Origin of the sequence: Actinobacillus succinogenes 130Z, assembly GCF_000017245.1 — a bacterium.
Taxonomy (GTDB): Bacteria; Pseudomonadota; Gammaproteobacteria; order Enterobacterales; family Pasteurellaceae; genus Exercitatus; species Exercitatus succinogenes.
In genome coordinates this window covers 2,228,446-2,251,434 of sequence record NC_009655.1, presented here as the reverse complement: position 1 = coordinate 2,251,434, position 22,989 = coordinate 2,228,446, and the positions used below count along the sequence as shown (strand labels likewise).

Sequence of the window (22,989 nt, the reverse complement as noted above, 5' to 3'; positions counted from 1 at the left end):
GGAGTTTGAGTATGAAAAAATTTATTTTTTCTACGTTACTGGTTGCTTGTTTAACGGCATGTAGTGGTGGCGGAGGTGGCGGCGGTACGGCAGAAACACCGGACGGCACTCGGATCGATCTTTCTCATAGCCCGAAAGGTGACATCGTAGCCAAGACTACGGATGGTGAGTTTTATGGAAAAAATCACGATGATTCTTTTTATGGTGTTTGGATTAATGATACCAAAACAATAAAAGAAGTTCGTTATCAAGGTACGCCGGCAACGAATTTACCTTCGGGTTCAGCAACTTATATCGGGACTGCATATTGGGTAGACGGTATCACAGGTTTGCCTTCCAAAGGCGGCAGAACCGTATTAAATGCAGATTTTTCTCAAAAAACCATTGATGGGAAAATTGAATTTAATATGTTAAATGATGGGCGGTTACAAGATATTACATTGCACAAAACTCAATTAAATGGCGCTAAGTTTGATGGTGTCGCGACTACAATATCACAAACAGGTACCTATGAAGGCGGATTGTTCGGTAAAGATGCAAAAGAAGCGGCAGGTATTGCCACATTTAATGACAGTTCCTATAACACAGCTTTTGGCGGTATTCGTTATTAGTTTTTCGCTCCCTGTTAAAGGGAGCTTTATTTTATCTTATGCGATTTTATCTTTTCCTCTGTCTTTTCTTTAGTTCAGCCGTTTTAGCACAGGATTTATCAATTGAATATAATTTAAAGCAGGCAATTTATCGGCAGAACGGTCAACAGATTCAAATTTTATTACGGGATTATTTTCAAGAGAAAAATAAAGATCCGATTCTTATTGCTTATGCTCAAGCAAAATTAGCGTTTATACAAAAAGATTATGTTACGGCGATTAATATTTATCGGAAAATCATCAGTTATCGTCCCGATTTAAATTCGATGAGAACGGAACTTGCGATCGCTTTGTTTATGGATCATCAGGATGCCGCAGCTAGAGTACAGCTGGACAAAGTGAGGAGTGCTAAGGGCTTACCTGATTCGGCTTATAGGTTGATTGAACAATACATTGATGCGCTCAATCAACGTAATAGTTGGCAAATTGAAGGCGGTTTTTCTTATATTAAAACGAACAATGTAGAGAATGTATCTGATAGGATTGATATAGAAAATACCGGATTTATAAAAAGTGAAAATATGTTGCCGAAAAAAGCTAATGGATTAGCCTATAACTTAAGTATTGGTAAAGATTTCAATATCTATCAATCCCATTATTTGTCATTAAATAATGAAACGATAGGAAAAACGTATTGGGATAATCATCAATATGATGATTTGTCTAATCGCTTTTTTATGGGGTATGCATACAAGAAAAATGATCAGACGATTCGTATTCGACCTTTCTATGATAAGCGTTGGTATGGCGGCAATTCGTACCATTGGTCAAACGGAGTTCAATTCGATTACGGTTTATGGCTATCATCAAATTGGCAAAGTTACCATACACTTGAATATGAGAAACGTAATTTCTTTAAAAATAAGGAATTTTCGGGAAACATTAAAACATTTTCTACCAGCCTGATCTGGTATCGAAACCCCGAACATATATGGTATATCGGGACAACTTTTTCACGAGAAAATATGCAGGAACGCCAATATAGTTCGGATATAAAAAATATCAGAATCGGTTGGTTGCAAGAATATTCTTGGGGAATTTCTACTAAATTAAGCATGGGGGCAACTATTCGTCAGTTCAAAGCGGAAGCGATTCTTGGTGGGATTTTGCCCTTGAACAAAACTCGTCAAGATCATATTTATACCGCTATTGCGCAGCTTTGGAAGAGAGATTGGCATTTATGGAATATCACTCCAAAGTTGAGTTTAAATTGGAAAAAACAAAAGAGTAATTTAGATTCGCTTTATTCTTATCAGGAAAAGAATGCTACCATTGTGTTTGAAAAAGTATTTTAGGGTTTAGTGCCAAGTAAGAAAGATTAAATCTTAATTATTTATCAATGAAAAATTCTGTATAGTTCTATCTTAGTGATACAATACACACCCTTACAAACTTGGATTCATAACAAATATATGACAGATGATAAATTACTCACCGAACCCTGGCTTACGTGGGCAACTCAAATCCAAACCATAGCTCAGAACGGATTAGCATACAGTAAAAATGTTTATGATCTTGAACGTTACGGGCAATTGCGGGACATTGCGGCGGAAATGTTGAGTTATAAAACGGACATTCCGGTGGAAAAAGTCAAAAATTTATTCTGTAACGAGCAAGGTTATCAAACGCCGAAAATCGATTCCCGAGCGGCGATTTTTAAAGATAGTAAAATTCTGTTGGTGCAGGAAAATTCGGGATTATGGTCGTTACCCGGCGGTTGGATCGACGTCACTGAAACCATTCGTAGCAATACGATTAAAGAAGTGCAGGAAGAAGCGGGATTATCCGTTAATCCGCAATTTATCATCGCCATTCACGAACAGCATGCGCGAAATTACCCGGTTTTTGCCCATCGGGTGCTGAAAACCTTTGTAATGTGCGAACTGCTCGGCGGCGAATTTCAGCCGAACAGCGAAACATTGCAATCCGCTTATTTCGATATAAATGAAATCCCTGAAATGGACGGCGAAAAGAATACCGTAGAACAAGTGAAGCTGTGTTTTAAAGCCCATCGCAGCCCTCAATGGATAACGCAATTTGATTAAGGAAACAAATGTTACATTTAGTATTGGAAGATAAACATTTAATTGGGCAGGCTAAACGATTTGGCGCCCATTCTATCAAGCATGATCATTTGGTGGTAATGTTTGAGGACGACGGCGATACCGGTTATTTTTATGCCTTGAATACCGAACAAGAACAACCGGTGGTGGACAGCCTGTTTGTATACAGCAGCAATGATATCGAAGGAAAACACGAACCGCGTACTTTTCAGATTTGCTGGACGGACGACGGCATGCAGGCGTTTTTACTGGTGAACGGTTATCCGCACGCATCCTTTGATTTCACCCGTTTAGTGGGTTTCAACCACAGTAAATATCCGGAACCGGATTTAAGCGGCATGTGGTCGCACGAACAAATCACCGATAAATTAGTTGCCGAATGGTTGAAATAAACTAAGAAATATAGCGAAAAACGTTAAAAAAACGACCGCACTTTTGCCCGATTTCATTATCGGTCGCCAAAAGTGCGGTCGAATTTTTGCTTATTTTTTATGTCTGTTTCGTTTCAATTTCCGGCCAGGCGTTAACCACCGCTTTTACTAATGTTGCTAACGGAATAGCAAAGAAAACGCCCCAGAAACCCCACAAGCCGCCGAAAATCAGTACAGCGACGATAATGGTGAGCGGATGTAAATTCACCGCCTCGGAGAATAAAAACGGCACCAGCAGGTTACCGTCCAGCAGTTGGGAAATTATATAGGCGGTCATGATATACCAGAACGTGGCCTGCGCACCGAACTGGAAGAATGCCACCAGCGCCACCGGAATAGTGACAATGACGGCGCCTACGTACGGAATCAGCACGGAAATGCCCACGGCTACGGCCAGTAAAAGCGGATAGCGCAACTGGAAGAACAGAAAAATAACGTAAGTCACGGCGGCGACGATAGCGATTTCCAGTAATTTCCCGCGAATATAATTGGCGATTTGCTGTTGCATTTCCGTCCAAACCTGACTGGCGAGATGACGGTTTTTCGGTAAAAATTTCGTTACGCCGGAAAGTAGCGCCTGTTTGTCTTTCAGCATAAAAAACATCATCAACGGCACTAAAAAGGCATAAATCCCGATGCTGACCAGATTGACGATCGAACTGAGTGAAAATTTGACCGCACTCTCGCCGAATGCCAGAATTTTTTCCCGGGTAGAACTGAACAAACTGTCGATTAACTGATAATCCACCAATTCGGGGTAATGTTCCGGCAGCGTCGCGACCCATTCATGTAACTTATTGAACATATTAGGTAAATCGCTCAATAAGTTAACGGTTTGTCCCACCAGATTCGGCAGTAAACCGAATACGATAACCGCCACCAAACCGATAAACCCGCCGAGAATCAACGTAATGGCAAGCAGGCGGGGGATTTTAAATTTAGCATTCAGAAAATTAATGGGAATTTCAAGCAGATACGCCAATACGAGCGCAATGAGCAAGGGAGCGATTAAGCCGCTGAAAAAATAAAGGGCGATAAAACCGAACAGCAAAATAGCAGCCAGCCCCATAGCCTGGGGATCGCTGAAATTACGCTGATACCAACTTTTAAATAGCTCGACCATTGAATGCTTTCCTCATTAGAAATTTTCTTGATTATAAGTTAAAATTCGTCCGATTTACATATATAATGACCGCCGTTTATTCACAGGAGAAAACCATGGTAAAGAAAAAAACACGGAAAAATCAAACCGCACTTTCCGTTACCGAAACGCGAAACCGTACGGTTTACCGACACCAATGCGGAACGATCCGGGATAATGCGCTGCAGGCGTTATTGCATGATCCTTTGTTTCGCCAACGCGTCGAGAAAAAATTGAAGGGTAAAGGCAGTTACCAACGCAAACCGAAATTCGTGAAATCCATATTTGAAAAGCCCGATGATAAAATGTCTCGTGTCAGAGATTTTATCATCGGGTTTTTCTTAATTAATAAACATGACATGCTAAATTAGAGGTGAATATGTCGGCAAACACAGAATTATTATTCAGCAATACATGGAATGTGCGTATCAGTGATCCGGGTGAAGAAGGTGCGCACAGCCATTTTTTCGAAACCGTTTATCTGACATTAGAAGCCCATGTGGACGGCGGAACGGTCAGTTACGAATTCACCCGAAAAGTGGAAAATGAAGTGAAAATCAACCGCACTTTTACGGAATTAAACGAACTTTTCATCTTTCTGGCGGATTATTTGGATCCGGTTTCATTGGGCAATTTAGGGGTGAAAATCGGGCAACTCGGTTTGGCGAAAGCTTAAGTCGGCGCTTATTCTGAAATATTCCCCGTAAAATCCTCCCGAAACGGAGGATTTGTACTATTCGAACTCACATTTCTCATCGGTACGGTATGGGATTTTGTCGTTTTTTCTTTTTATTTCTTATTTAAGATTCTGTATTTTCGAGAGAATGAAAATAATATGGGTAAACTTAGAAAATCCCTCTATATATTGACGGCGACGTTGCTGTCGGCGTGTAATTTAGTCACCTATCAACCGGTGGAAACTATCAGCCGGGTGAATGAACGGCAAGGATACCGTCTGCGTCCGGTAGTCGCGGAAAACACGCGGGACGGCAACCTGATTATAGTGATGTTTTCCGGCGGCGGTTCGCGTGCGGCGGCGTTAGGTTACGGCGTGTTGGAACAATTCAAAAATGCCGGTGTACGCCCGACGGCAAAAGGTATGACGTTGCTGGATAATATCGATTTGGTGTACGGCGTATCCGGCGGTTCCGTGCTGGCAAGTTATTTTGCACTGGAAGGACGGGAGGTCGTACCTAAATTCTCCGATAATTTTCTTAAGAAAAATTTTCAGCGCGAAGTCATCAGTCAGGTTTTCTCGGTATCCAATCTTCCCCGCTTGACTTCACCGCAATTCGGTCGGGGGGATTTATTGCAGGAACAGCTGAATATTACCCTTTATCACGGCAAAACCTTCGAGGATTTGGATAAAAACCGTAAAGGACCTTTTGCGGTAATTAGCGCAACGGATATGAATATGGGGCAAAAAATAACCTTTACCCAGGATGTGTTCGACGGTTTATGCTTGAATCTGAATGATTTGGAAATTGCCCGTGCGGTGGCGGCATCCAGTTCCGTACCTTTGGTTTTTGCTCCGTTAACGCTGAATAATTACGGCGGTAATTGTCATTTCGCTATGCCGAAAGAATTTGTTATGCGAGAAAAGACGGTTAACGGCTTGATTGTCAAAAATATTGAAGAAACCAAACATATGTTAACCCAATACCAAAATGCGCAGGAACGACCTTATATCCATTTGGTGGACGGCGGATTAACCGATAATCTGGGGCTGGCAAGTCTGCTGGATATGTCGGATGTACTGGGATTAGATCAAATGTATGAACATGTGCAGAAACTGAATTTGAAAAATATTGTGGTGATTAACGTGAATGCTCAAAACGAGGTTCGCAACGAAACGGATAAATCGGCGGATGTTCCGGGTATGAGCGAAGTGATTAATACTATAATTAATGTGCCGATTGACAATACTACACAAAATTCTCTGCGCCGATTCCGTGAGTTCACGGATAACTGGAACCGTTATAAAATGAAAAAACGCGGTCCGAAAGTATCGTTGCATTTCGTCGGGCTGAGCATGAAAGAGTTGCCTGAGGGAGAATTAAAACAAAAAGTCCTGAATATCGGCACGTCTTTTTATTTACCGAAATCCGATGTGGACGATTTACGCCGGGCTGCGCAAATTCTGTTACAAAATTCTGCGGAATATCGTGAAGCGCTGAGCGCATTACAATAATGTGCAAAGAGGAATATGTGCGGTTGGAAATTTATTGATTTTGCGCAATAGATCACAGTTTTTATAATGAAATACCCCATGATAGGTAATAAAAAAACAAGTGCACTGCCTTATAATTTGTAAACGATAATATAGGGATTCGGGTATTTTGGCAGAAACAATATTGCCTCGCCGTCAATTTTTGCGAGGAAAGTTTTTAACCGCATTGCAATCGGAAAGAGAGAAGACACAAGGTTTCAACGGTATACGGCCGCCTTGGGCGGTAGCGGAAACAGCATTTGTCGCAGAGTGCAGCCGTTGCGGCGATTGCGTGCGGTCATGCGAAACCGGCGTCTTAATCGTCGGTGCCGGCGGATTTCCCGAAATTGATTTTACCCGCTCGGAATGTACGTTTTGCGGACATTGCGCGACAGTATGCCGACAACCGGTTTTTCGCGCTTTGGACGAACCGGCTTGGCCGCATAAAATTGAAATTCAGTCATTTTGTCTGACATTTCGGGGGGTAGAATGCCGAGCCTGCGAAGATAACTGTGAAAGTCGCGCTATCCGTTTTAAGCGGGAAATAGGCGGTATCGCTAAACCGCAAGTGAATGTGCGAGCCTGTAACGGTTGCGGTGCCTGTTTGCGCGTTTGCCCGGTAAGTGCGGTCAAAATTTTAAAAGAATTAACAACCAATGAGTGATTTAAAAACAAGTGAAAACTGGTATGTGTGCAGTTTAGTCGTGCAGGCTAAACCGGTAAAACTGGAACAAGTTAAAGCGGATATTTTAAACATTCCGCACGCCGAGATCCACGGTGAAAAACCGGAAGAAGGTAAATTGATCGTAACACTGGAAAGCGATCAGCATTTAGCTTTATCCGATTTAATCAATGAAGTCAAAAATGTGAACGGAGTGATTGTCGTCTCACTGATTTCGAATTATATCGATGAATCGTAAATTTAATTTTTAATCTAAAATGTGGGAATAGTTATGGAACTTAATCGTAGAGATTTTATGAAAGCCAATGCGGCAATCGCTGCAGCCGCCGCCGCCGGAATCACGATTCCGGTAAAAAACGTACAGGCTGCGGATGACGGTATTCGCTGGGATAAAGCGCCGTGCCGTTATTGCGGAACCGGTTGTAGCGTGTTGGTCGGTACTAAAGACGGTCGTGTCGTGGCAACCCAAGGCGATCCGGATGCGGAAGTCAACCGCGGATTAAACTGCATTAAGGGTTATTTCCTGTCGAAAATCATGTACGGTGCCGACCGTGTTCAGCAACCGTTGCTGCGTATGAAAGACGGTAAATTTGATAAAGAAGGGGATTTCACACCGATTTCTTGGGAGCAAGCTTTCACCATCATGGCGGAAAAAATCAAAGACATTCTGAAGAAAAAAGAACCGAATGCGATAGGGATGTTTTCTTCCGGTCAAACCACCATTTACGAAGGCTATGCTAAAGTGAAATTATGGAAAGCCGGTCTGCGCTCCAACACTATCGATCCGAATGCCCGCCACTGTATGGCGTCTGCTGCGGTGGCATTTATGCGTACTTTCGGTATGGACGAACCGATGGGTTGTTATAACGATATCGAAAAAGCCGACACATTCGTACTTTGGGGATCGAACATGGCGGAAATGCACCCGATTTTATGGAGCCGTATTTCCGATCGCCGTTTGTCCGGAGATAACGTAAAAGTAGTCGTGATGTCTACTTACGAACACCGTTCCTTTGAACTGGCCGACACCCCGATTATCTTCAAACCGCAATCAGACTTGGCGATCTTAAATTATATCGCCAATTACATTATCCAAAACGATAAAGTCGACTGGGATTTCGTCAACAAACATACCAAATTCAAACGCGGGGAAACCAACATCGGTTACGGCTTACGTCCGGAACATCCGTTACAACAAGGGACTAATGCTAAAACAGCGGGTAAAATGTACGATTCCGATTTTGAAGAATTCAAAAAAATCGTTTCCGAATATACCTTGGATAAAGCTCATGAAATTTCCGGCGTACCGAAAGATCAGCTGGAAACGTTAGCGAAAATGTATGCGGATCCGGAACAAAATCTGGTTTCTTACTGGACTATGGGCTTCAACCAGCATACCCGCGGTGTTTGGGTGAACCAAATGATGTACAACGTGCACTTGCTTACCGGTAAAATTTCCAAACCGGGTTGCGGACCGTTTTCATTAACCGGCCAGCCTTCCGCTTGCGGTACGGCGCGTGAAGTAGGGACTTTTATTCACCGTTTGCCGGCGGATATGGTAGTGACCAATCCTAAACATGTCGCCAAAGCTGAAGAAATTTGGCAATTACCTGCGGGCACTATTCCGACGGTGCCGGGTTTCCATGCCGTAGCGCAAAGCCGTGCTTTGAAAGACGGTAAACTTAACTTTTTGTGGCAAATGTGTACTAACAATATGCAGGGCGGCCCGAATATTAATGAGGAAACGTTCCCCGGCTGGCGTAATCCGGAAAACTTTATTGTGGTTTCCGACCCTTATCCGTCCACCAGTGCGGTTGCCGCAGACTTGATTCTACCGACTTGTATGTGGGTGGAAAAAGAAGGCGGCTACGGTAACGCGGAACGCCGCACCCAGTTATGGCGCCAGCAAGTGAAGGGGCCGGGCGAATCCCGCTCCGACTTATGGCAAATCGTCGAATTCTCTAAATATTTCAAAACCGATGAAGTTTGGTCTGAAGAATTATTGGCCCAAAAGCCGGAATATCGTGGCAAAACGCTTTACGAAGTTTTGTATAAAAACGGTGAGGTGGACAAATTCCAAGTGCCGACAAACATTCCGGGTTACATCAATGATGAAGCGGATCATTTCGGTTTCTATCTGCAAAAAGGCTTATTCGAAGAATATGCAAGTTTCGGTCGCGGGCATGGCCACGATTTGGCTCCGTTTGATGTCTACCACCAAGTGCGCGGTTTACGTTGGCCGGTGGTTGACGGTAAAGAAACCTTATGGCGCTACCGTGAAGGTTACGATCCGTATGTAAAATCGGGTGAAGAAGTGGCATTCTACGGCAATCCGGATAATAAAGCTATTATCTTAGGCGTGCCTTATGAAGCACCGGCGGAAAGCCCGGATGAGGAATACGATTTATGGTTATGTACCGGTCGTGTGCTGGAACACTGGCATACCGGTACTATGACCCGTCGGGTACCGGAATTACACAAAGCGTTCCCGAATAACTTAGTATGGATGCACCCTACAGATGCGAAGAAACGCGGTCTTCGTCACGGTGACAAAGTGAAATTAATTACCCGCCGCGGCGAGATGATTTCCCACTTGGATACCCGTGGTCGTAATAAAACGCCGGAAGGCTTAATCTTTACCACTTTCTTTGATGCCGGTCAGTTAACCAATAAATTGACCTTGGATGCAACGGATCCTATTTCATTCGAAACGGATTATAAAAAATGCGCGGTTAAAGTCGTCAAAGCATAACAAAGTACGGTCGGAATTTTCTCTGTTTTTGTGAAAACCGACCGATTGAGGGGGCGTATTCGATACGTCCCGTAGGCTATCGACATTCGGTGGAACGTATATAGAAGAAGTACGTTGTTACCTGAAATATAGGAACTGCATATGAAATTGGATCCGAACCGTCGCCAATTCTTAAAGAATGTGACGAGAACCGCAGCCGGTGTTTGCGGAGTGGGTGTTATCCTCGGATTACAACAACATCAGGCAAATGCCAAAGAAGGTGTGGCGTTACGTCCGCCGGGCGCGTTGCCGGAGAAAGATTTTCTGGCGGCCTGCACCCGTTGCGGTCAGTGTGTGCAAGCTTGTCCTTACGATATGCTGCATTTGGCGAGTCTGCTTTCCCCCATGGAAGCCGGTACGCCTTATTTTGTAGCCCGTGACAAACCTTGTGAAATGTGCCCCGATATTCCTTGTATGAATGCCTGTCCGACGGGTGCGTTAAGTGAAGAACTGAAAGATATCGATGACGCCCGTATGGGACTGGCGGTATTGTTAGATCATGAAACCTGTCTGAACTGGCAAGGATTGCGTTGTGACGTGTGTTATCGTGTTTGTCCGTTGATTGACAAAGCCATTACTCTGGAAAACGTTCACAACGATCGTACCCATATCCATGCTAAGTTGATTCCGACCGTACATTCCGACGCTTGTACGGGATGCGGCAAATGCGAACAGGCTTGCGTGTTGGAAGAAGCTGCCATCAAAGTATTGCCGATGGATTTGGCAAAAGGCCTGTTGGGACGTCATTACCGTTTAGGCTGGCAGGAGAAACAAAATGCGGGCAAAGCTTTATTGGAAGAGCAGCACCCTGATGGTCTGCGTCCGTCTTTAGATGCGCGAATGCCGGAAGGATTGTCCGAACCGACATATCAACACATGAAAGTGAAACCGAATCAAAAAGTGGCGACGCCAAGTCGTGCCGCGGATGATTATGTTCCGCGTTCAACAACGGTTGATGCGCCGCAGCATTTCCCTGATTTAGAATTAAATACTAAGGGGGTGAAATAATGGCAATCACCAAAACGACCCCGAATAAACCCAAAAATGCGGGTTTGGAAGCGCGTCAGAAACTGGGCTGGTGGCATGCGTACCGTTTTTTGATTTTGCGTCGCTTAAGCCAGTTAAGCGTCATTCTGATGTTTTTGACCGGACCGCTTTGGAATGTCTGGATTTTAAAAGGTAACTACAGTTCCAGTATGTTGTTTGATGTAGTGCCGTTAACGGATCCGTTGATTACGGCAGAAAGTCTGGCGACCGGTTATTTACCGGAATGGACAACGATTATCGGCGCTTTAATTATTGTGCTGTTTTATGCCGTTGTCGCCAGCAAGGCTTTTTGCAGCTGGGTTTGTCCGATGAATATGGTAACGGATACTGCGGCATGGCTACGCCGTAAATTGGGGATTCGGCAAACGGCAAAACTTCCGCGTAATTTACGTTATGTTTTGTTAACCGTTATTTTGGCGGGAAGTGCCGTTTCCGGTACGTTACTGTGGGAATGGATTAATCCTGTAGCGGCGTTCGGACGTGTGTTTGTTTACGGACTGGGAGCGACCTTATGGCTGGTCGCGGTCGTATTTTTCTTCGATCTATTGGTTGTCGAACACGGTTGGTGCGGACATCTTTGCCCCATCGGTGCCGTTTACGGCTTGATCGGTTCGAAAAGTTTGATCAAGGTCAATGTGGTCGATCGCGCCCGTTGTGACCGTTGTATGGACTGTTACAATGTGTGTCCGGAACCGCAAGTGTTACGCTTACCGTTGCACGGTTCGGAGCACGACAGCCAAATTATACTGGAGAAAGATTGTATAACTTGCGGACGTTGTATTGACGTTTGCCCTGAAAATGTTTTTGCTTTTGGTTCCCGTTTCGAGAAGCAAGTGCATATAAAAAATATCGAATAACCTCTTCAGCAAAAGAGAATATAAAGAATTCTAAATTTAACGGAGTGATTTAATGATGAGAAAATATCTCGCCCTTATTTTGACCGCACTTGCGGGATTCGCGGTTGCCGAAACGCCCTCGTCAAACCTGACGATGGAGCAAATGCCGGAAAATGTCGCGCCTGCCTACACCAATCCGCAAAAAGACGTGGGCAATATTCCGACGACTTTCCCGCATCAACCGCCGTTGGTACCGCACAGTATTCGCGGTTTACAGGTGACTAAAAATGCCAACCAGTGTTTAGGCTGTCATTCGCCCGAAGTTTCGCCGACCACAGGCGCGCCGCGCGTACCGGAAAGCCATTTTTTGGATCGTGACGGTAAACGCACAGAAGGAACCTCTCCGCGCCGTTATTTCTGTTTACAATGCCACGTTCAACAAACCGACGTGAATCCGATTGTTCAGAATAAATTTGAAACTATTCGCAAAACGCAAGGTAAATAAGGAGCAAGGCAATGATCAAGAAATTCTGGAACTGGTTCCGTAGTCCGAGCAAAATGGCGGTCGGTGCGGTCGTATTATTATCTGCAATCGGCGGTATTCTTGCGTGGGGCGGTTTCAACGTCGGATTGGAACACACGAATACGGAAGAATTCTGTTCAAGCTGTCACATGAACGATGTGGTGCCGGAATACCGTCAAACGATTCACTATTCGAATCGCAGCGGGGTAAAAGCCATTTGTGCGGATTGCCACCTGCCTCATGAATTTATTCCGAAATGGACGCGTAAATTACAGGCCGCCGGCGAAGTGTACGCACATATTACCGGCAAGGTGGATACCAAAGAAAAATTCGAAGCGCATCGTTTGGAAATGGCTGAACGCGAATGGGCACGAATGAAAGCCAATAATTCGCAAGAATGCCGTAACTGTCATAATTTTGACGATATGGACTTCACGCAGCAGAAAAATGTGGCGCAGGAAATGCACGCCGCTGCGCAGGAACAGGGAAAAACCTGTATCGACTGTCACAAAGGTATCGCACACAATCTGCCTCATATGGAAAAAGTGCAAAAATCCTTCATTCCGGCAGATATGCTGGAAAAACAAGACGACGCTTCAAAAGCGAATTAATTTGAAGCGAAACGATAAAACTATAAAAAAATTGACCGCACTTTTGGTTGCGGTCTTTTTTTGTTCGCCGTTTTCCCCTAAACTATAAATTTTAATGAACATAAAATGTGATGGTTTATGCGTTTACTGATTATTATTTTGGCTTTTGTACTAATGCTGTTCCAGTATGATTTATGGTTTGGCAAGAACGGTTATTTGGATTACCAAGAAACCCAACAAGAAATCGCCGTTCATAAAGAAGAAAACACCAAATTATCACAACGCAATCAGGTGATTGCGGCGGAAATCAAAGATTTGAAGGACGGGGTTAACGCCATTCAGGAGCGCGCCCGTTTGCAATATGAAATGGTAAAACCAAACGAAACCTTTTATCGTATTACAAAAGAGCACAAATAATGACCGCACTTTCCCGGCAAATTGTTGCCGTCGTGCCGGCGGCGGGCGTGGGTAGCCGTATGCAGGCGGATAAACCCAAGCAATATCTGCATATTCACGGCAAAACGATTTTAGAGCATACCGTCGGCGCATTGTTAACTTATCCGCCGGTAAAATATGTGATTTTGGCGATCGCCGAGGATGATCCTTATATTCGCCGATTACCGCTGGTACGGGATGCGCGCATTCAAATTGTCGTTGGCGGCGAAACCCGTGCAGAGAGCGTATTAAACGGCTTGAAGGCTATTGAACATCCCGCCCGAGTTCAAGTGATGGTACATGATGCCGCTCGTCCCTGCATCACCCATGAAGATTTGGACAAATTATTGCGGATTAACGATGAAAACGGTGCTATTTTGGCTTTACCGGCAGTAGATACGATTAAAAGAGCCGATAAAAATCAACAAATTAGCCGAACTGAAGACCGCAATTTTATTTGGCTTGCACAAACGCCGCAGTGTTTTCGGGCGGAAGTGCTATGTCATGCGTTAGAACGGGCGCTGGCACAGGGACTCAATATTACGGATGAAGCTTCTGCGATGGAATCGGCGGGATTCCGACCGCACTTGGTGACGGGGCGTAGCGATAACATTAAGGTGACGCGTCCGGAAGATTTAGCCCTTGCCGAATTTTATTTAAGTCAACGAACTAACAGAGAAAACACGAATAAATAGGATAACGTTATGATTCGAATCGGTCATGGTTTCGATGTGCATGCTTTGGGTGAAGCGCGCCCATTAATTATCGGCGGAGTAAAAGTACCTTATCATACGGGGTTTATAGCGCACAGCGACGGTGATGTGGTGTTGCATGCGCTAACCGATGCTTTGCTCGGCGCCGTAGCATTGGGTGATATCGGTAAGTTGTTTCCCGATACGGATATGCAATTTAAAGATATAGATAGCCGGATCCTGTTGCGCGAAGCGTTTCGACGGGTAAAGGAAAAAGGTTATGCAGTCGGCAATGTGGATGTGACGATTATCGCTCAGGCACCTAAAATGCGTCCGTATATCGACGCTATGCGCGCGGTGATTGCGGAAGATTTGCAATGCGGTATTGATCAAGTTAATGTCAAAGCCACGACCACGGAAAAACTGGGGTTTACCGGACGGAGCGAGGGCATTGCAACCGAAGCCGTAGTGTTGTTAGTGAAGGCTTAGTTTTAATTTTCTTATTTTATAAAAAGGTTCAATATGCGTTGCACCTTAATCAATTGGTTATTTAGTCCAATTTAAGGTCTGAGCATGTCGAGCCTTTTTCCCATCAGTCGATAATTTATACTATTTCCTGGCTGTAAATCGATTTTTGTGATCGCTATTCCACAAAAGTGCGGTCGATATTGGCAAGGTTTTCAAATATTGATAGATTATGTCGCGTGAAATCTGTACAATCGCTGCCTAATTTTAAACAGACCCAAAGCCGCAAGGTGTAACAACGAGGCAACAAGATGTCAGAGAAAATCAATTTAATGGATTTAACCCGCCAACAAATGCGCGAGTTTTTTAAAGAATTGGGCGAAAAGCCGTTTCGGGCGGATCAATTGGTGAAGTGGATTTATCATTTCGGCGAAGACAATTTCGATAATATGACCAATATTAATAAGAAATTGCGTGAAAAATTGAAGCAAGTCGCTGAAATTAAAGCACCTGAAGTCGCGGTGGAACAGCGTTCTTCCGACGGAACCATTAAATGGGCTATGCAGGTGGGTGATCAGCAGGTGGAAACCGTTTATATTCCCGAAGCGGATCGCGCCACGTTGTGTGTTTCTTCACAAGTGGGTTGCGCCTTGGCCTGTACTTTCTGTTCGACGGCACAACAGGGATTTAATCGCAATCTGACCGTGTCGGAAATTATCGGACAGGTTTGGCGCGCCTCTAAAATCATCGGTAATTTCGGTGTAACCGGTATTCGCCCGATTACCAATGTGGTAATGATGGGCATGGGCGAACCTTTGCTGAATATGGCAAACGTAGTGCCTGCGATGGAAATTATGCTGGACGATTTCGCGTATGGTTTATCCAAACGCCGTGTGACGATTTCGACTTCGGGCGTTGTCCCCGCTTTAGATAAGCTGCCTGAGATGATCGATGTGGCGCTGGCGATCTCTTTGCATGCGCCGAACGATGAGTTACGCGATGAAATCGTACCGATTAATAAAAAATATAACATCAAAATGCTGATGGACAGCGTAAACCGTTATTTGAGCGTATCCAATGCCAATCACGGAAAAGTGACGATTGAATATGTTTTGCTGGATCACGTGAACGACGGTACGGAGCACGCGCATCAACTGGCGGACGTATTGAAAAATACGCCTTGTAAGATTAATCTGATTCCGTGGAATCCGTTCCCTGAAGCACCTTATGCCAAAAGTTCGAACAGCCGGGTAGATCGCTTCCAGAAAACCTTGATGGAATACGGTTTTACTGTAACTGTACGTAAAACCCGCGGCGATGATATTGATGCGGCATGCGGGCAGTTGGCGGGAGATGTGATTGACCGAACCAAGCGCACCGCACAGAAGAAACAATTCGGGCAGGTTATCGGCGTAGTCAATCAGTAAGCCTGCATAAGGAGAATGATATGAAACTTTGTAAATTTACACCGCATTTTTTGTTCTCCTTGTTTCTTTGCGCCTGCTCATCTTTACCGGATGAAGATTTTGATAAACAACAAGCGGCTAAAGCTCGGGTTGAATTGGCGTTGGGTTATCTTGCCCAGAATAATCCGATGCAGGCAAAATTAAATCTGGACAAGGCCTTAAATTACGCGCCGGATTATTATCTGGTGCATTCTGCACTGGCTTATTTTCATCATCAACAGGGCAACATCGAGCTGGCGGACAATGCATATCGTAAAGCGATTTCGTTGGATGACGATCAAGGCGACGTACATAATAATTACGGTACTTTTTTATGTTCCCTAGGCAAAGCCGAGCAGGGAATCGAACAATTCCGAAAAGCTTTATCCGCCAAGTATTATTATAATCAAACGGATACCTACGAGAATCTGGCAATTTGTGCTTATTCCGTGAAAAATCGTGCGGTTTATCAGGAAAGTATCGACTTATTACGTAAAATCTCACCGACACGAGCCGCGGAACTGGAGTCTCTACGGTTCTGATTTTTCTTTTTTCTGCGTAATAACGGTTGCAAAAGGTTTTTTTCGACTTTAAACTTTATCAGTTTTATTGTCTTTCATTTCAAAGAAATATTTATGGATACCGAAGAAAAAAACGTTGCCGCCCTTGGTGAACAATTCCGTCAAGCCCGTGAAAATTTAGGCTTGTCCCTTGAGGAGGCCGCTAAAAAATTAAATTTGCGTGTACAGGTACTGCAATTTATTGAAAATAATGAATTTGCACAAAAATCTATTCCGGCAACCTTCATGCAGGGGTATGTACGCAGTTATGCGAAATTGGTAAAATTGCCCGAAAGCATATGGAGAGGTGCGGTACCGAGTTTCGGTGATATGCCGAAAAACGATCTTAGTCGTGCCGCACGTATAGATAAAGCCATTAATCCCCATTCTTCTCATAATAACCGTTGGATTGGCTATTTTACGGCCATTATTCTTTTATTTGTCGCCGGTATGACGGCTCTTTGGTGGTGGGAAAACTATCAGCAGTCGAATAAAGAGCGTGAAACTTTAGTGCAAAATTATACGCCGGTAGAAACGACTTCCGTTCAATCGAAAGATCTTTTACCTGCTGTACAGGTACCGGTTAATCCGTCAGATACGGCGGCAGAAACGTTAATGCAATCTGAGCGGCCGACAGCTAGCACGATAGAATCCGGTACGGTTTCAACGGATACGAATAGTACGCAATCGTCGGTTGAGTCTTTGACGGCACAAAATAATGTCGAAAGTGCGGTGGAAAATTCCGATGATTCTCAACCTGCGGCAGCGCCTGTCGCGGCGGATGGCGATTTACAGATTGAAATCACTGCGGCAACTAGTTGGATTAGCGTAAAAGATGCGAAACGCAAAGTACTTGCCCAAAAAGAATATCGTCAAGGTGAAACCCTGAATTTTAAAGATGGTGCGCCTTATGCTGTCATCATCGGTGCGCCAAGCAATGTAAAAATTACCTATAAGGGCGAAAATTATCCGCTGAAAGTGGATGGTCGTGTCGCTAAATTTAAACTTCAATAACGATTATGTCAGCATTTAAACCAACCATTAAACGTCGTGAATCGACTAAAATTTACGTCGGTAATGTGCCGGTCGGCGGTGATGCGCCGATTGCCGTTCAGTCTATGACCAACACGCGTACCACCGATGTGGAAGCGACGGTAACGCAAATTAAAGCGTTAGAGCGAGTAGGTGCGGATATTATCCGTGTTTCCGTACCGACTATGGAAGCGGCGGAAGCGTTTAAATTAATTAAACAGCAAACCAAAGTACCGTTAGTGGCGGATATTCACTTTGATTACCGTATTGCCTTAAAAGTGGCTGAGTACGGCGTGGACTGCTTGCGCATTAACCCGGGTAATATTGGACGGGAAGATCGTATTCGAGCGGTGGTGGATTGTGCTAAAGATAAAAATATTCCGATTCGTATCGGCGTGAATGCCGGTTCGCTGGAAAGGGATTTGCAGGAAAAATACGGAGAGCCTACCCCGGAAGCTTTACTGGAAAGCGCATTACGCCATGTAGAGATCTTGGATCGTCTCAATTTTGATCAATTCAAAGTCAGTGTGAAGGCATCGGATGTGTTTTTAGCGGTGGAAAGTTACCGTTTATTGGCAAAAGCTATTAAACAGCCGTTGCATTTGGGTATTACCGAAGCGGGCGGCGCCCGTGCCGGCGCAGTAAAAAGTGCGGTGGGTTTGGGCATGCTTTTGGCGGAAGGGATCGGCGATACTTTGCGTGTTTCCTTGGCGGCGGATCCGGTGGAAGAAATCAAAGTGGGTTTTGATATTCTGAAATCATTGCGTATCCGTTCCCGCGGCATTAATTTTATTGCTTGCCCGACCTGCTCCCGTCAGGAGTTTGATGTTATCGGCACAGTAAACGAGCTTGAACAACGGCTCGAAGATATTATCACGCCGATGGACGTGTCGATTATCGGTTGTGTGGTGAATGGACCGGGCGAAGCTCTGGTTTCCGATTTGGGGGTGACCGGCGGGAATAAAAAGAGCGGTTATTATCTGAACGGCGAACGTCAGAAAGAACGCTTTGATAACGACGACATTGTGAACCAGCTGGAAGCCAGAATCCGATCGAAAGTGGCAATGCAGGAAAACCGTATTGAGGTGTCTCCGGTAGAATAAAGCCGGGTTGAGCGGCGAAACGGCACCGAATAATAGAATAGTATTAAATAGAATATAGGATAGAACGAAAACGTGGCAAATATTATTAAAGCAATTCGCGGAATGAATGATTGTTCCCCGACCGATTCACCGTTATGGCAATGGATTGAAGATAAGGTGCGTAATGTACTGGCGAGTTACGGTTACAGCGAAGTCCGTATGCCGATTGTGGAAAGTACGCCGCTGTTTGCGCGAGCTATCGGTGAAGTTACCGATGTGGTTTCCAAAGAAATGTATACGTTTTGGGACAACGACGAGCAACTGACGCTACGTCCGGAAGGCACGGCGGGGTGCGTGCGAGCGGCGATTGAAAACGGTTGGATTTATAATAACGAGCAACGATTGTGGTACATGGGACCGATGTTCCGTCATGAGCGTCCGCAGAAAGGTCGTTACCGTCAATTCCATCAGGCGGGAGTGGAAATTTTCGGGATTGCCAATCCTGAAATTGATGCGGAGCTGATTATTTTAACCGCTCGTCTGTGGAAAGAATTAGGCATTGAACAGCATGTTTCGTTACAACTGAATTCTATCGGTTCGTTGGCGGCACGTGCCGGTTATCGTACGGCGTTAGTGGCGTTTCTGGAAAACCATCAGGCTTTGATGAGCGATGAAGAGAAAGAACGTTTGTTAAAAAATCCGTTGCGGATTTTAGATACTAAAAACGAAGCTTTGCAGGAAGTATTAAACGATGCACCGAAATTGCTGGATTATCTGGATGACGAAAGCCGCCAACATTTTACGCAGCTTTGTGCGCTGCTGGATAACATGGGCGTGCAATATGAAATTAATCCGAAATTGGTAAGAGGACTGGATTACTACAATAAAACCGTATTTGAATGGGTGACGTCCGCTTTGGGTGCGCAAGGTACGGTTTGCGGCGGCGGTCGTTACGACGGTTTGGTCGAACAGCTGGGCGGACATGCTACCCAAGGGGTCGGTTTCGCTATGGGCTTGGAACGTTTAGTGTTATTGGTTCAGGAAGTAAATAAAAATATTTCCGTGCCAAATGCGGTGGATATTTATGTGGTTTTTTCAGGTGAAGGTACCACCCTGGCGGCTTTCCAAACCGCAGAAAAAATCCGTTCGGAATTACCGCACTTGCGTGTAATGACTCATTGTTCCGGCGGTAAATTCCAAAAACAATTCAAGCGGGCGGATAAGCTTGGCGCCAAACTGGCTTTGGTTATCGGCGAAAGTGAAGTGCAAACCGATCGAGTGGTGGTGAAAGATTTGTCCGGTGCAGTCGAACAACAAACTATTTCCGTAGTCGAACTTATTGACTATTTAAAACGCGTATTTTAAGGATTAAAAACATGGCTTATACCAGTTTAGAAGAACAAGAACTCAATGAAATTAAATCTTGGTGGAATGAAAACTATAAAAGTTTGATTGCTATTTTCGTTATCGCATTGGCAGGTGTCATCGGCTGGCGTTATTGGCAGGATTACCAAACCGTGAAGGCGCAGGAAATGTCGATGGCATACGAGCAAGCCATCAGTCACCAGGATGGTGCGAAAAAACAGACTCAGATTGATGCTTTTGTGCAAGCCAATGAGAAAACCGGTTACGCCGCATTGGCATTGCTGGAAAAAGCCAAAGACGCCGTGAATAAACAGGATTTTGCATCAGCGGCAGAGGTGTTGAAACAGGCGGCGTTTCATGCGCCGGAGCCGGTTTTAGCGGCAACGGCAAATATGCGCTTGGCGGAAGTACAATTTCAACAGAAAGATTTTGATGGCGCATTAGCCACATTGGCTCAGGTGAAAGAAACCGGTTTTGCTAATCCAAAAACATTACTGACTGCTGAAATTCAATTAGCCAAAGGTGATAAAGCGTCGGCAAAAGCCGGCTTTGAAGAAGTCTTAAAAAATGCCACGGCACTGGAACAGCAGGAAGCGCAAGTGCGGTTAAATAACTTATAGTTTTTCGCGAAAGACTTGATTGGTATCAGGTCTTTTTTATTGGTATCTGTTTATTGATAAAACCGATTAAACTGATTTATTCAATCGTTTTGCCTTTCTTTCATATTTTGGGCAGAATCAATCAAATTTTATGTAAATAGGAAATCTGTTATGACAAAACATTATGATTATTTATCCATTGGCGGTGGCAGCGGTGGGATCGCCTCGATTAACCGTGCGGCGAGCTATGGTAAAAAATGTGCTGTTATTGAAGCTAAATATTTGGGCGGAACCTGTGTAAATGTGGGGTGTGTGCCGAAAAAAGTGATGTTTTACGGTGCTCAGATTGCAGAAGCCATTCATCATTACGCGCCGGATTACGGGTTTGATGTGACAGTAAATCAATTTGATTTTGCCAAATTGGTAGAAAGCCGTCAGGCTTATATCGGTCGCATTCACACTTCATACAATAACGTATTGGCGAAAAATAATGTGGATGTTTTAAACGGTTTTGCAAAGTTTGTGGATGCTAAAACTGTCGAAGTGACTTACGCCGACGGTTCAAGCGAACAAGTGACGGCGGATCATATTCTGATTGCAACCGGCGGTCGCCCAACTATTCCGGCAGTGAAAGGCGCGGAATACGGTATTGATTCAAATGGTGTGTTCGCTTTAAAAGCGTTGCCTAAACGCGTAGCTGTGGTCGGTGCGGGTTATATCGCGGTGGAATTAGCCGGTGTGTTTAACAGTTTTAATGTGGAAACCCATTTGTTTGTCCGTAAACATGCGCCGTTACGTAATCAGGATCCGATGATTGTAGAAACCCTGCTGGAAGTGTTGGAGCAGGACGGTATTCGGTTACACACGCAGGCAATTCCGCAGGAAGTGGTGAAAAATACCGACGGTTCGCTCACCTTAAAATTGGAAGACGGGCGTGAAACGACGGTAGATTCCGTAGTATGGGCAATCGGTCGCGAACCGGCAACGGACGTGATTAATCTGCAAGCCGCCGGTGTGGAAACCAATGCCCGCGGGTTTGTGAAAGTGGATAAATATCAAAACACTACCGTAAAAGGTATTTATGCCGTGGGAGATATTATCGAAGGCGGTATCGAATTAACGCCTGTTGCGGTGGCTGCCGGTCGTCGTTTATCCGAACGTTTATTTAATAACAAACCGGATGAGCACTTGGATTATAATCTTGTTCCGACCGTAGTATTCAGTCATCCGCCAATCGGTACCGTCGGTTTAAGCGAACCGAAAGCCATTGAACAATACGGTGCGGAAAAGGTGAAAGTCTATAAATCCTCTTTTACGCCGATGTATTCCGCCGTGACTCAACATCGTCAGCCTTGCAGCATGAAACTGGTGTGCGTCGGCGCGGATGAAAAAGTAGTGGGATTGCACGGTATCGGTTTTGGTGTGGACGAAATGATTCAAGGCTTTGCCGTAGCGATTAAAATGGGGGCAACCAAAGCGGATTTAGATAATACGGTGGCTATTCACCCGACCGGTTCGGAAGAATTCGTCACCATGCGTTAATCGCAATAAAAATAGGCATAGAAGATTATGCCTATTTTTTTGTTTTTTTTCCGCCCAGTTCGGGATTGATGCAAAATTGCAGCTGTTTGATTTCCGGCTGCAGAATTTGAATATTCTGCAGTAATTCCTTTCGGCGAAATAAAAATCCCTGCCGAACGACTGCGCTTGCCGCTTCAATGATCAGCGTATCTTCAGTAAAATTTGCGACCCGGTATAAGCCCATAAACTGAGAAGGAAAAAGTTGTTGGATTTGTTGATTTAATTCATTGATAAACAAACCTTTTTTCATTACCTGCGCAAGGCTTGAAGTGTCCAGCAATTCTTTAATATTCATGACTTTTTGGTAGCGTTTTGTCCGTTCCATGCTTGATATTTCTCTTGTATAGCCCCATTTAAAGGAAAGTTTGAATAAACTTACGACATTGTAACGAATTTCCGTTATAATTTGACTACTTTTTTATGAGAACTTCGGAATGAAACTAACCAAAGGCAAACGTTATTTTTGGTCGCAATTGCTGTTCAGCATGATTGCGATGTTTGCTCTGCCTCAGGTTCAGCAGTGGCAACATGCCGAAGCTAATAATCCCACTTATCAAAATCAGTCGGTTCAACGGCAGATTGCCTGTGTCGCGCAGAATTTACAACAGAAACAGGCTCAGCAGCAGTTTTGGGCCGTATCGCCGATCGAATCGCAAAAACTTCTTGAATTTCGACCGCACTTTTCCGGCGCGGTATTCACTTTTCACGCACCGATTCGCGGTAGTCCCCGCATTTAATTGTCCGCCTTAAAAAATATAACGATATACGAT

General features: G+C 44.5%; 27 protein-coding genes. 25 read left to right on the top strand and 2 right to left on the bottom strand.

Going from position 1 to position 22,989, the window contains the following annotated elements; translation table 11 throughout:
* The first annotated feature begins 11 nt into the window (after positions 1 to 11).
* The 4 genes from ASUC_RS10585 to ASUC_RS10570 all read left to right on the top strand — a co-directional run bounded on the left by ASUC_RS10585 (position 12) and on the right by ASUC_RS10570 (position 3,105).
* Entirely contained in the window at positions 12 to 611 is a 600-nt protein-coding gene (locus ASUC_RS10585) for a factor H binding protein domain-containing protein (protein WP_012073770.1), read from the top strand.
* Positions 612 to 649: 38 nt separating this feature from the next.
* Positions 650 to 1,945 (top strand): surface lipoprotein assembly modifier, encoded by a 1,296-nt coding sequence (locus ASUC_RS10580; protein ID WP_012073769.1) that lies wholly within the window; start codon positions 650 to 652, stop codon positions 1,943 to 1,945.
* A 117-nt stretch (positions 1,946 to 2,062) separates the two neighbouring features.
* Positions 2,063 to 2,695, top strand: a complete 633-nt coding sequence (locus tag ASUC_RS10575; protein ID WP_012073768.1) for an NUDIX hydrolase N-terminal domain-containing protein — start codon at positions 2,063 to 2,065, stop codon at positions 2,693 to 2,695.
* A gap of 8 nt (positions 2,696 to 2,703) precedes the next feature.
* On the top strand, positions 2,704 to 3,105 hold the full coding sequence (locus tag ASUC_RS10570) for a DUF2251 domain-containing protein (protein WP_012073767.1): 402 nt from the start codon (positions 2,704 to 2,706) through the stop codon (positions 3,103 to 3,105).
* 97 nt (positions 3,106 to 3,202) lie between these two features.
* On the opposite strand, the gene ASUC_RS10565 is transcribed toward ASUC_RS10570, so the two are convergent.
* On the bottom strand, positions 3,203 to 4,267 hold the full coding sequence (locus ASUC_RS10565) for an AI-2E family transporter (RefSeq protein ID WP_012073766.1): 1,065 nt from the start codon (positions 4,265 to 4,267) through the stop codon (positions 3,203 to 3,205).
* A 95-nt stretch (positions 4,268 to 4,362) separates the two neighbouring features.
* Here ASUC_RS10565 and ASUC_RS10560 point away from each other — a divergent pair, with 95 nt between their 5' ends.
* The 20 genes from ASUC_RS10560 (at position 4,363) to gorA (ending at position 22,180) form a co-directional block, all read left to right on the top strand.
* Positions 4,363 to 4,656 carry an alternative ribosome-rescue factor A gene (locus tag ASUC_RS10560; protein WP_012073765.1) on the top strand — a complete coding sequence of 98 codons (294 nt, stop codon included), beginning with the start codon at positions 4,363 to 4,365 and terminating at the stop codon, positions 4,654 to 4,656.
* Positions 4,657 to 4,664: 8 nt separating this feature from the next.
* Positions 4,665 to 4,961, top strand: coding sequence for a DUF5377 domain-containing protein (locus tag ASUC_RS10555; RefSeq protein WP_012073764.1), 297 nt, complete (start codon positions 4,665 to 4,667; stop codon positions 4,959 to 4,961).
* Positions 4,962 to 5,120: 159 nt separating this feature from the next.
* Positions 5,121 to 6,476, top strand: a complete 1,356-nt coding sequence (locus tag ASUC_RS10550) for a patatin-like phospholipase family protein (RefSeq protein ID WP_012073763.1) — start codon at positions 5,121 to 5,123, stop codon at positions 6,474 to 6,476.
* 148 nt (positions 6,477 to 6,624) lie between these two features.
* Positions 6,625 to 7,158: a ferredoxin-type protein NapF gene (gene napF, locus ASUC_RS10545; RefSeq protein WP_012073762.1), complete on the top strand. Its 534-nt coding sequence runs from the start codon at positions 6,625 to 6,627 to the stop codon at positions 7,156 to 7,158.
* Positions 7,151 to 7,414, top strand: a complete 264-nt coding sequence (locus tag ASUC_RS10540; RefSeq protein ID WP_012073761.1) for a chaperone NapD — start codon at positions 7,151 to 7,153, stop codon at positions 7,412 to 7,414. Before napF ends, ASUC_RS10540 begins: the two co-directional genes overlap by 8 nt.
* Positions 7,415 to 7,447: 33 nt before the next feature.
* Complete coding sequence (gene napA / locus ASUC_RS10535) at positions 7,448 to 9,928, top strand: nitrate reductase catalytic subunit NapA (protein WP_012073760.1); 2,481 nt, start codon at positions 7,448 to 7,450, stop codon at positions 9,926 to 9,928.
* 141 nt (positions 9,929 to 10,069) lie between these two features.
* Positions 10,070 to 10,975 (top strand): ferredoxin-type protein NapG, encoded by a 906-nt coding sequence (napG, locus tag ASUC_RS10530; RefSeq protein ID WP_012073759.1) that lies wholly within the window; start codon positions 10,070 to 10,072, stop codon positions 10,973 to 10,975.
* Positions 10,975 to 11,871: a quinol dehydrogenase ferredoxin subunit NapH gene (gene napH / locus ASUC_RS10525; protein WP_012073758.1), complete on the top strand. Its 897-nt coding sequence runs from the start codon at positions 10,975 to 10,977 to the stop codon at positions 11,869 to 11,871. Before napG ends, napH begins: the two co-directional genes overlap by 1 nt.
* A 55-nt stretch (positions 11,872 to 11,926) precedes the next feature.
* Entirely contained in the window at positions 11,927 to 12,355 is a 429-nt protein-coding gene (locus ASUC_RS10520) for a nitrate reductase cytochrome c-type subunit (RefSeq protein WP_041834825.1), read from the top strand.
* Between the two features lie 11 nt (positions 12,356 to 12,366).
* Positions 12,367 to 12,984, top strand: coding sequence for a NapC/NirT family cytochrome c (locus tag ASUC_RS10515; protein WP_012073756.1), 618 nt, complete (start codon positions 12,367 to 12,369; stop codon positions 12,982 to 12,984).
* Between the two features lie 117 nt (positions 12,985 to 13,101).
* On the top strand, positions 13,102 to 13,380 hold the full coding sequence (ftsB, locus tag ASUC_RS10510) for a cell division protein FtsB (protein ID WP_012073755.1): 279 nt from the start codon (positions 13,102 to 13,104) through the stop codon (positions 13,378 to 13,380).
* Positions 13,380 to 14,093, top strand: coding sequence for a 2-C-methyl-D-erythritol 4-phosphate cytidylyltransferase (ispD, locus tag ASUC_RS10505; RefSeq protein WP_012073754.1), 714 nt, complete (start codon positions 13,380 to 13,382; stop codon positions 14,091 to 14,093). Before ftsB ends, ispD begins: the two co-directional genes overlap by 1 nt.
* A 9-nt stretch (positions 14,094 to 14,102) precedes the next feature.
* The gene (gene ispF, locus ASUC_RS10500) at positions 14,103 to 14,579 is read left to right on the top strand and encodes a 2-C-methyl-D-erythritol 2,4-cyclodiphosphate synthase (RefSeq protein WP_012073753.1); all 477 of its coding nucleotides are present in this window, start codon (positions 14,103 to 14,105) and stop codon (positions 14,577 to 14,579) included.
* A gap of 287 nt (positions 14,580 to 14,866) precedes the next feature.
* Positions 14,867 to 15,982, top strand: coding sequence for a bifunctional tRNA (adenosine(37)-C2)-methyltransferase TrmG/ribosomal RNA large subunit methyltransferase RlmN (locus tag ASUC_RS10495; RefSeq protein ID WP_012073752.1), 1,116 nt, complete (start codon positions 14,867 to 14,869; stop codon positions 15,980 to 15,982).
* A gap of 20 nt (positions 15,983 to 16,002) precedes the next feature.
* Complete coding sequence (gene pilW, locus ASUC_RS10490) at positions 16,003 to 16,542, top strand: type IV pilus biogenesis/stability protein PilW (RefSeq protein WP_012073751.1); 540 nt, start codon at positions 16,003 to 16,005, stop codon at positions 16,540 to 16,542.
* A gap of 93 nt (positions 16,543 to 16,635) precedes the next feature.
* On the top strand, positions 16,636 to 17,574 hold the full coding sequence (locus ASUC_RS10485) for a RodZ domain-containing protein (RefSeq protein WP_012073750.1): 939 nt from the start codon (positions 16,636 to 16,638) through the stop codon (positions 17,572 to 17,574).
* A 5-nt stretch (positions 17,575 to 17,579) separates the two neighbouring features.
* Positions 17,580 to 18,695 (top strand): flavodoxin-dependent (E)-4-hydroxy-3-methylbut-2-enyl-diphosphate synthase, encoded by a 1,116-nt coding sequence (gene ispG, locus ASUC_RS10480; protein ID WP_012073749.1) that lies wholly within the window; start codon positions 17,580 to 17,582, stop codon positions 18,693 to 18,695.
* Positions 18,696 to 18,767: 72 nt separating this feature from the next.
* The gene (gene hisS / locus ASUC_RS10475; protein WP_012073748.1) at positions 18,768 to 20,039 is read left to right on the top strand and encodes a histidine--tRNA ligase; all 1,272 of its coding nucleotides are present in this window, start codon (positions 18,768 to 18,770) and stop codon (positions 20,037 to 20,039) included.
* A gap of 11 nt (positions 20,040 to 20,050) precedes the next feature.
* Complete coding sequence (locus tag ASUC_RS10470) at positions 20,051 to 20,659, top strand: YfgM family protein (protein WP_012073747.1); 609 nt, start codon at positions 20,051 to 20,053, stop codon at positions 20,657 to 20,659.
* 150 nt (positions 20,660 to 20,809) lie between these two features.
* Complete coding sequence (gene gorA, locus ASUC_RS10465) at positions 20,810 to 22,180, top strand: glutathione-disulfide reductase (protein ID WP_012073746.1); 1,371 nt, start codon at positions 20,810 to 20,812, stop codon at positions 22,178 to 22,180.
* Positions 22,181 to 22,211: 31 nt separating this feature from the next.
* On the opposite strand, the gene ASUC_RS10460 is transcribed toward gorA, so the two are convergent.
* Positions 22,212 to 22,544, bottom strand: a complete 333-nt coding sequence (locus tag ASUC_RS10460; RefSeq protein ID WP_012073745.1) for a DciA family protein — start codon at positions 22,542 to 22,544, stop codon at positions 22,212 to 22,214.
* Positions 22,545 to 22,653: 109 nt separating this feature from the next.
* Here ASUC_RS10460 and secM point away from each other — a divergent pair, with 109 nt between their 5' ends.
* Positions 22,654 to 22,956 carry a secA translation cis-regulator SecM gene (gene secM, locus ASUC_RS10455; protein WP_012073744.1) on the top strand — a complete coding sequence of 101 codons (303 nt, stop codon included), beginning with the start codon at positions 22,654 to 22,656 and terminating at the stop codon, positions 22,954 to 22,956.
* Positions 22,957 to 22,989 lie beyond the last annotated feature (33 nt).

Bases quoted from the DNA above. Each gene is read 5' to 3' on its own strand.
- ASUC_RS10585 (WP_012073770.1), top strand. From the start codon at position 12: ATGAAAAAATTTATTTTTTCTACGTTACTGGTTGCTTGTTTAACGGCA.
- ASUC_RS10580 (WP_012073769.1), top strand. From the start codon at position 650: ATGCGATTTTATCTTTTCCTCTGTCTTTTCTTTAGTTCAGCCGTTTTA.
- ASUC_RS10575 (WP_012073768.1), top strand. From the start codon at position 2,063: ATGACAGATGATAAATTACTCACCGAACCCTGGCTTACGTGGGCAACT.
- ASUC_RS10570 (WP_012073767.1), top strand. From the start codon at position 2,704: ATGTTACATTTAGTATTGGAAGATAAACATTTAATTGGGCAGGCTAAA.
- ASUC_RS10565 (WP_012073766.1), bottom strand. From the start codon at position 4,267: ATGGTCGAGCTATTTAAAAGTTGGTATCAGCGTAATTTCAGCGATCCC.
- ASUC_RS10560 (WP_012073765.1), top strand. From the start codon at position 4,363: ATGGTAAAGAAAAAAACACGGAAAAATCAAACCGCACTTTCCGTTACC.
- ASUC_RS10555 (WP_012073764.1), top strand. From the start codon at position 4,665: ATGTCGGCAAACACAGAATTATTATTCAGCAATACATGGAATGTGCGT.
- ASUC_RS10550 (WP_012073763.1), top strand. From the start codon at position 5,121: ATGGGTAAACTTAGAAAATCCCTCTATATATTGACGGCGACGTTGCTG.
- ASUC_RS10540 (WP_012073761.1), top strand. From the start codon at position 7,151: ATGAGTGATTTAAAAACAAGTGAAAACTGGTATGTGTGCAGTTTAGTC.
- napA (WP_012073760.1), top strand. From the start codon at position 7,448: ATGGAACTTAATCGTAGAGATTTTATGAAAGCCAATGCGGCAATCGCT.
- napG (WP_012073759.1), top strand. From the start codon at position 10,070: ATGAAATTGGATCCGAACCGTCGCCAATTCTTAAAGAATGTGACGAGA.
- napH (WP_012073758.1), top strand. From the start codon at position 10,975: ATGGCAATCACCAAAACGACCCCGAATAAACCCAAAAATGCGGGTTTG.
- ASUC_RS10520 (WP_041834825.1), top strand. From the start codon at position 11,927: ATGAGAAAATATCTCGCCCTTATTTTGACCGCACTTGCGGGATTCGCG.
- ASUC_RS10515 (WP_012073756.1), top strand. From the start codon at position 12,367: ATGATCAAGAAATTCTGGAACTGGTTCCGTAGTCCGAGCAAAATGGCG.
- ftsB (WP_012073755.1), top strand. From the start codon at position 13,102: ATGCGTTTACTGATTATTATTTTGGCTTTTGTACTAATGCTGTTCCAG.
- ispD (WP_012073754.1), top strand. From the start codon at position 13,380: ATGACCGCACTTTCCCGGCAAATTGTTGCCGTCGTGCCGGCGGCGGGC.
- ispF (WP_012073753.1), top strand. From the start codon at position 14,103: ATGATTCGAATCGGTCATGGTTTCGATGTGCATGCTTTGGGTGAAGCG.
- ASUC_RS10495 (WP_012073752.1), top strand. From the start codon at position 14,867: ATGTCAGAGAAAATCAATTTAATGGATTTAACCCGCCAACAAATGCGC.
- pilW (WP_012073751.1), top strand. From the start codon at position 16,003: ATGAAACTTTGTAAATTTACACCGCATTTTTTGTTCTCCTTGTTTCTT.
- ASUC_RS10485 (WP_012073750.1), top strand. From the start codon at position 16,636: ATGGATACCGAAGAAAAAAACGTTGCCGCCCTTGGTGAACAATTCCGT.
- ispG (WP_012073749.1), top strand. From the start codon at position 17,580: ATGTCAGCATTTAAACCAACCATTAAACGTCGTGAATCGACTAAAATT.
- ASUC_RS10470 (WP_012073747.1), top strand. From the start codon at position 20,051: ATGGCTTATACCAGTTTAGAAGAACAAGAACTCAATGAAATTAAATCT.
- gorA (WP_012073746.1), top strand. From the start codon at position 20,810: ATGACAAAACATTATGATTATTTATCCATTGGCGGTGGCAGCGGTGGG.
- ASUC_RS10460 (WP_012073745.1), bottom strand. From the start codon at position 22,544: ATGGAACGGACAAAACGCTACCAAAAAGTCATGAATATTAAAGAATTG.
- secM (WP_012073744.1), top strand. From the start codon at position 22,654: ATGAAACTAACCAAAGGCAAACGTTATTTTTGGTCGCAATTGCTGTTC.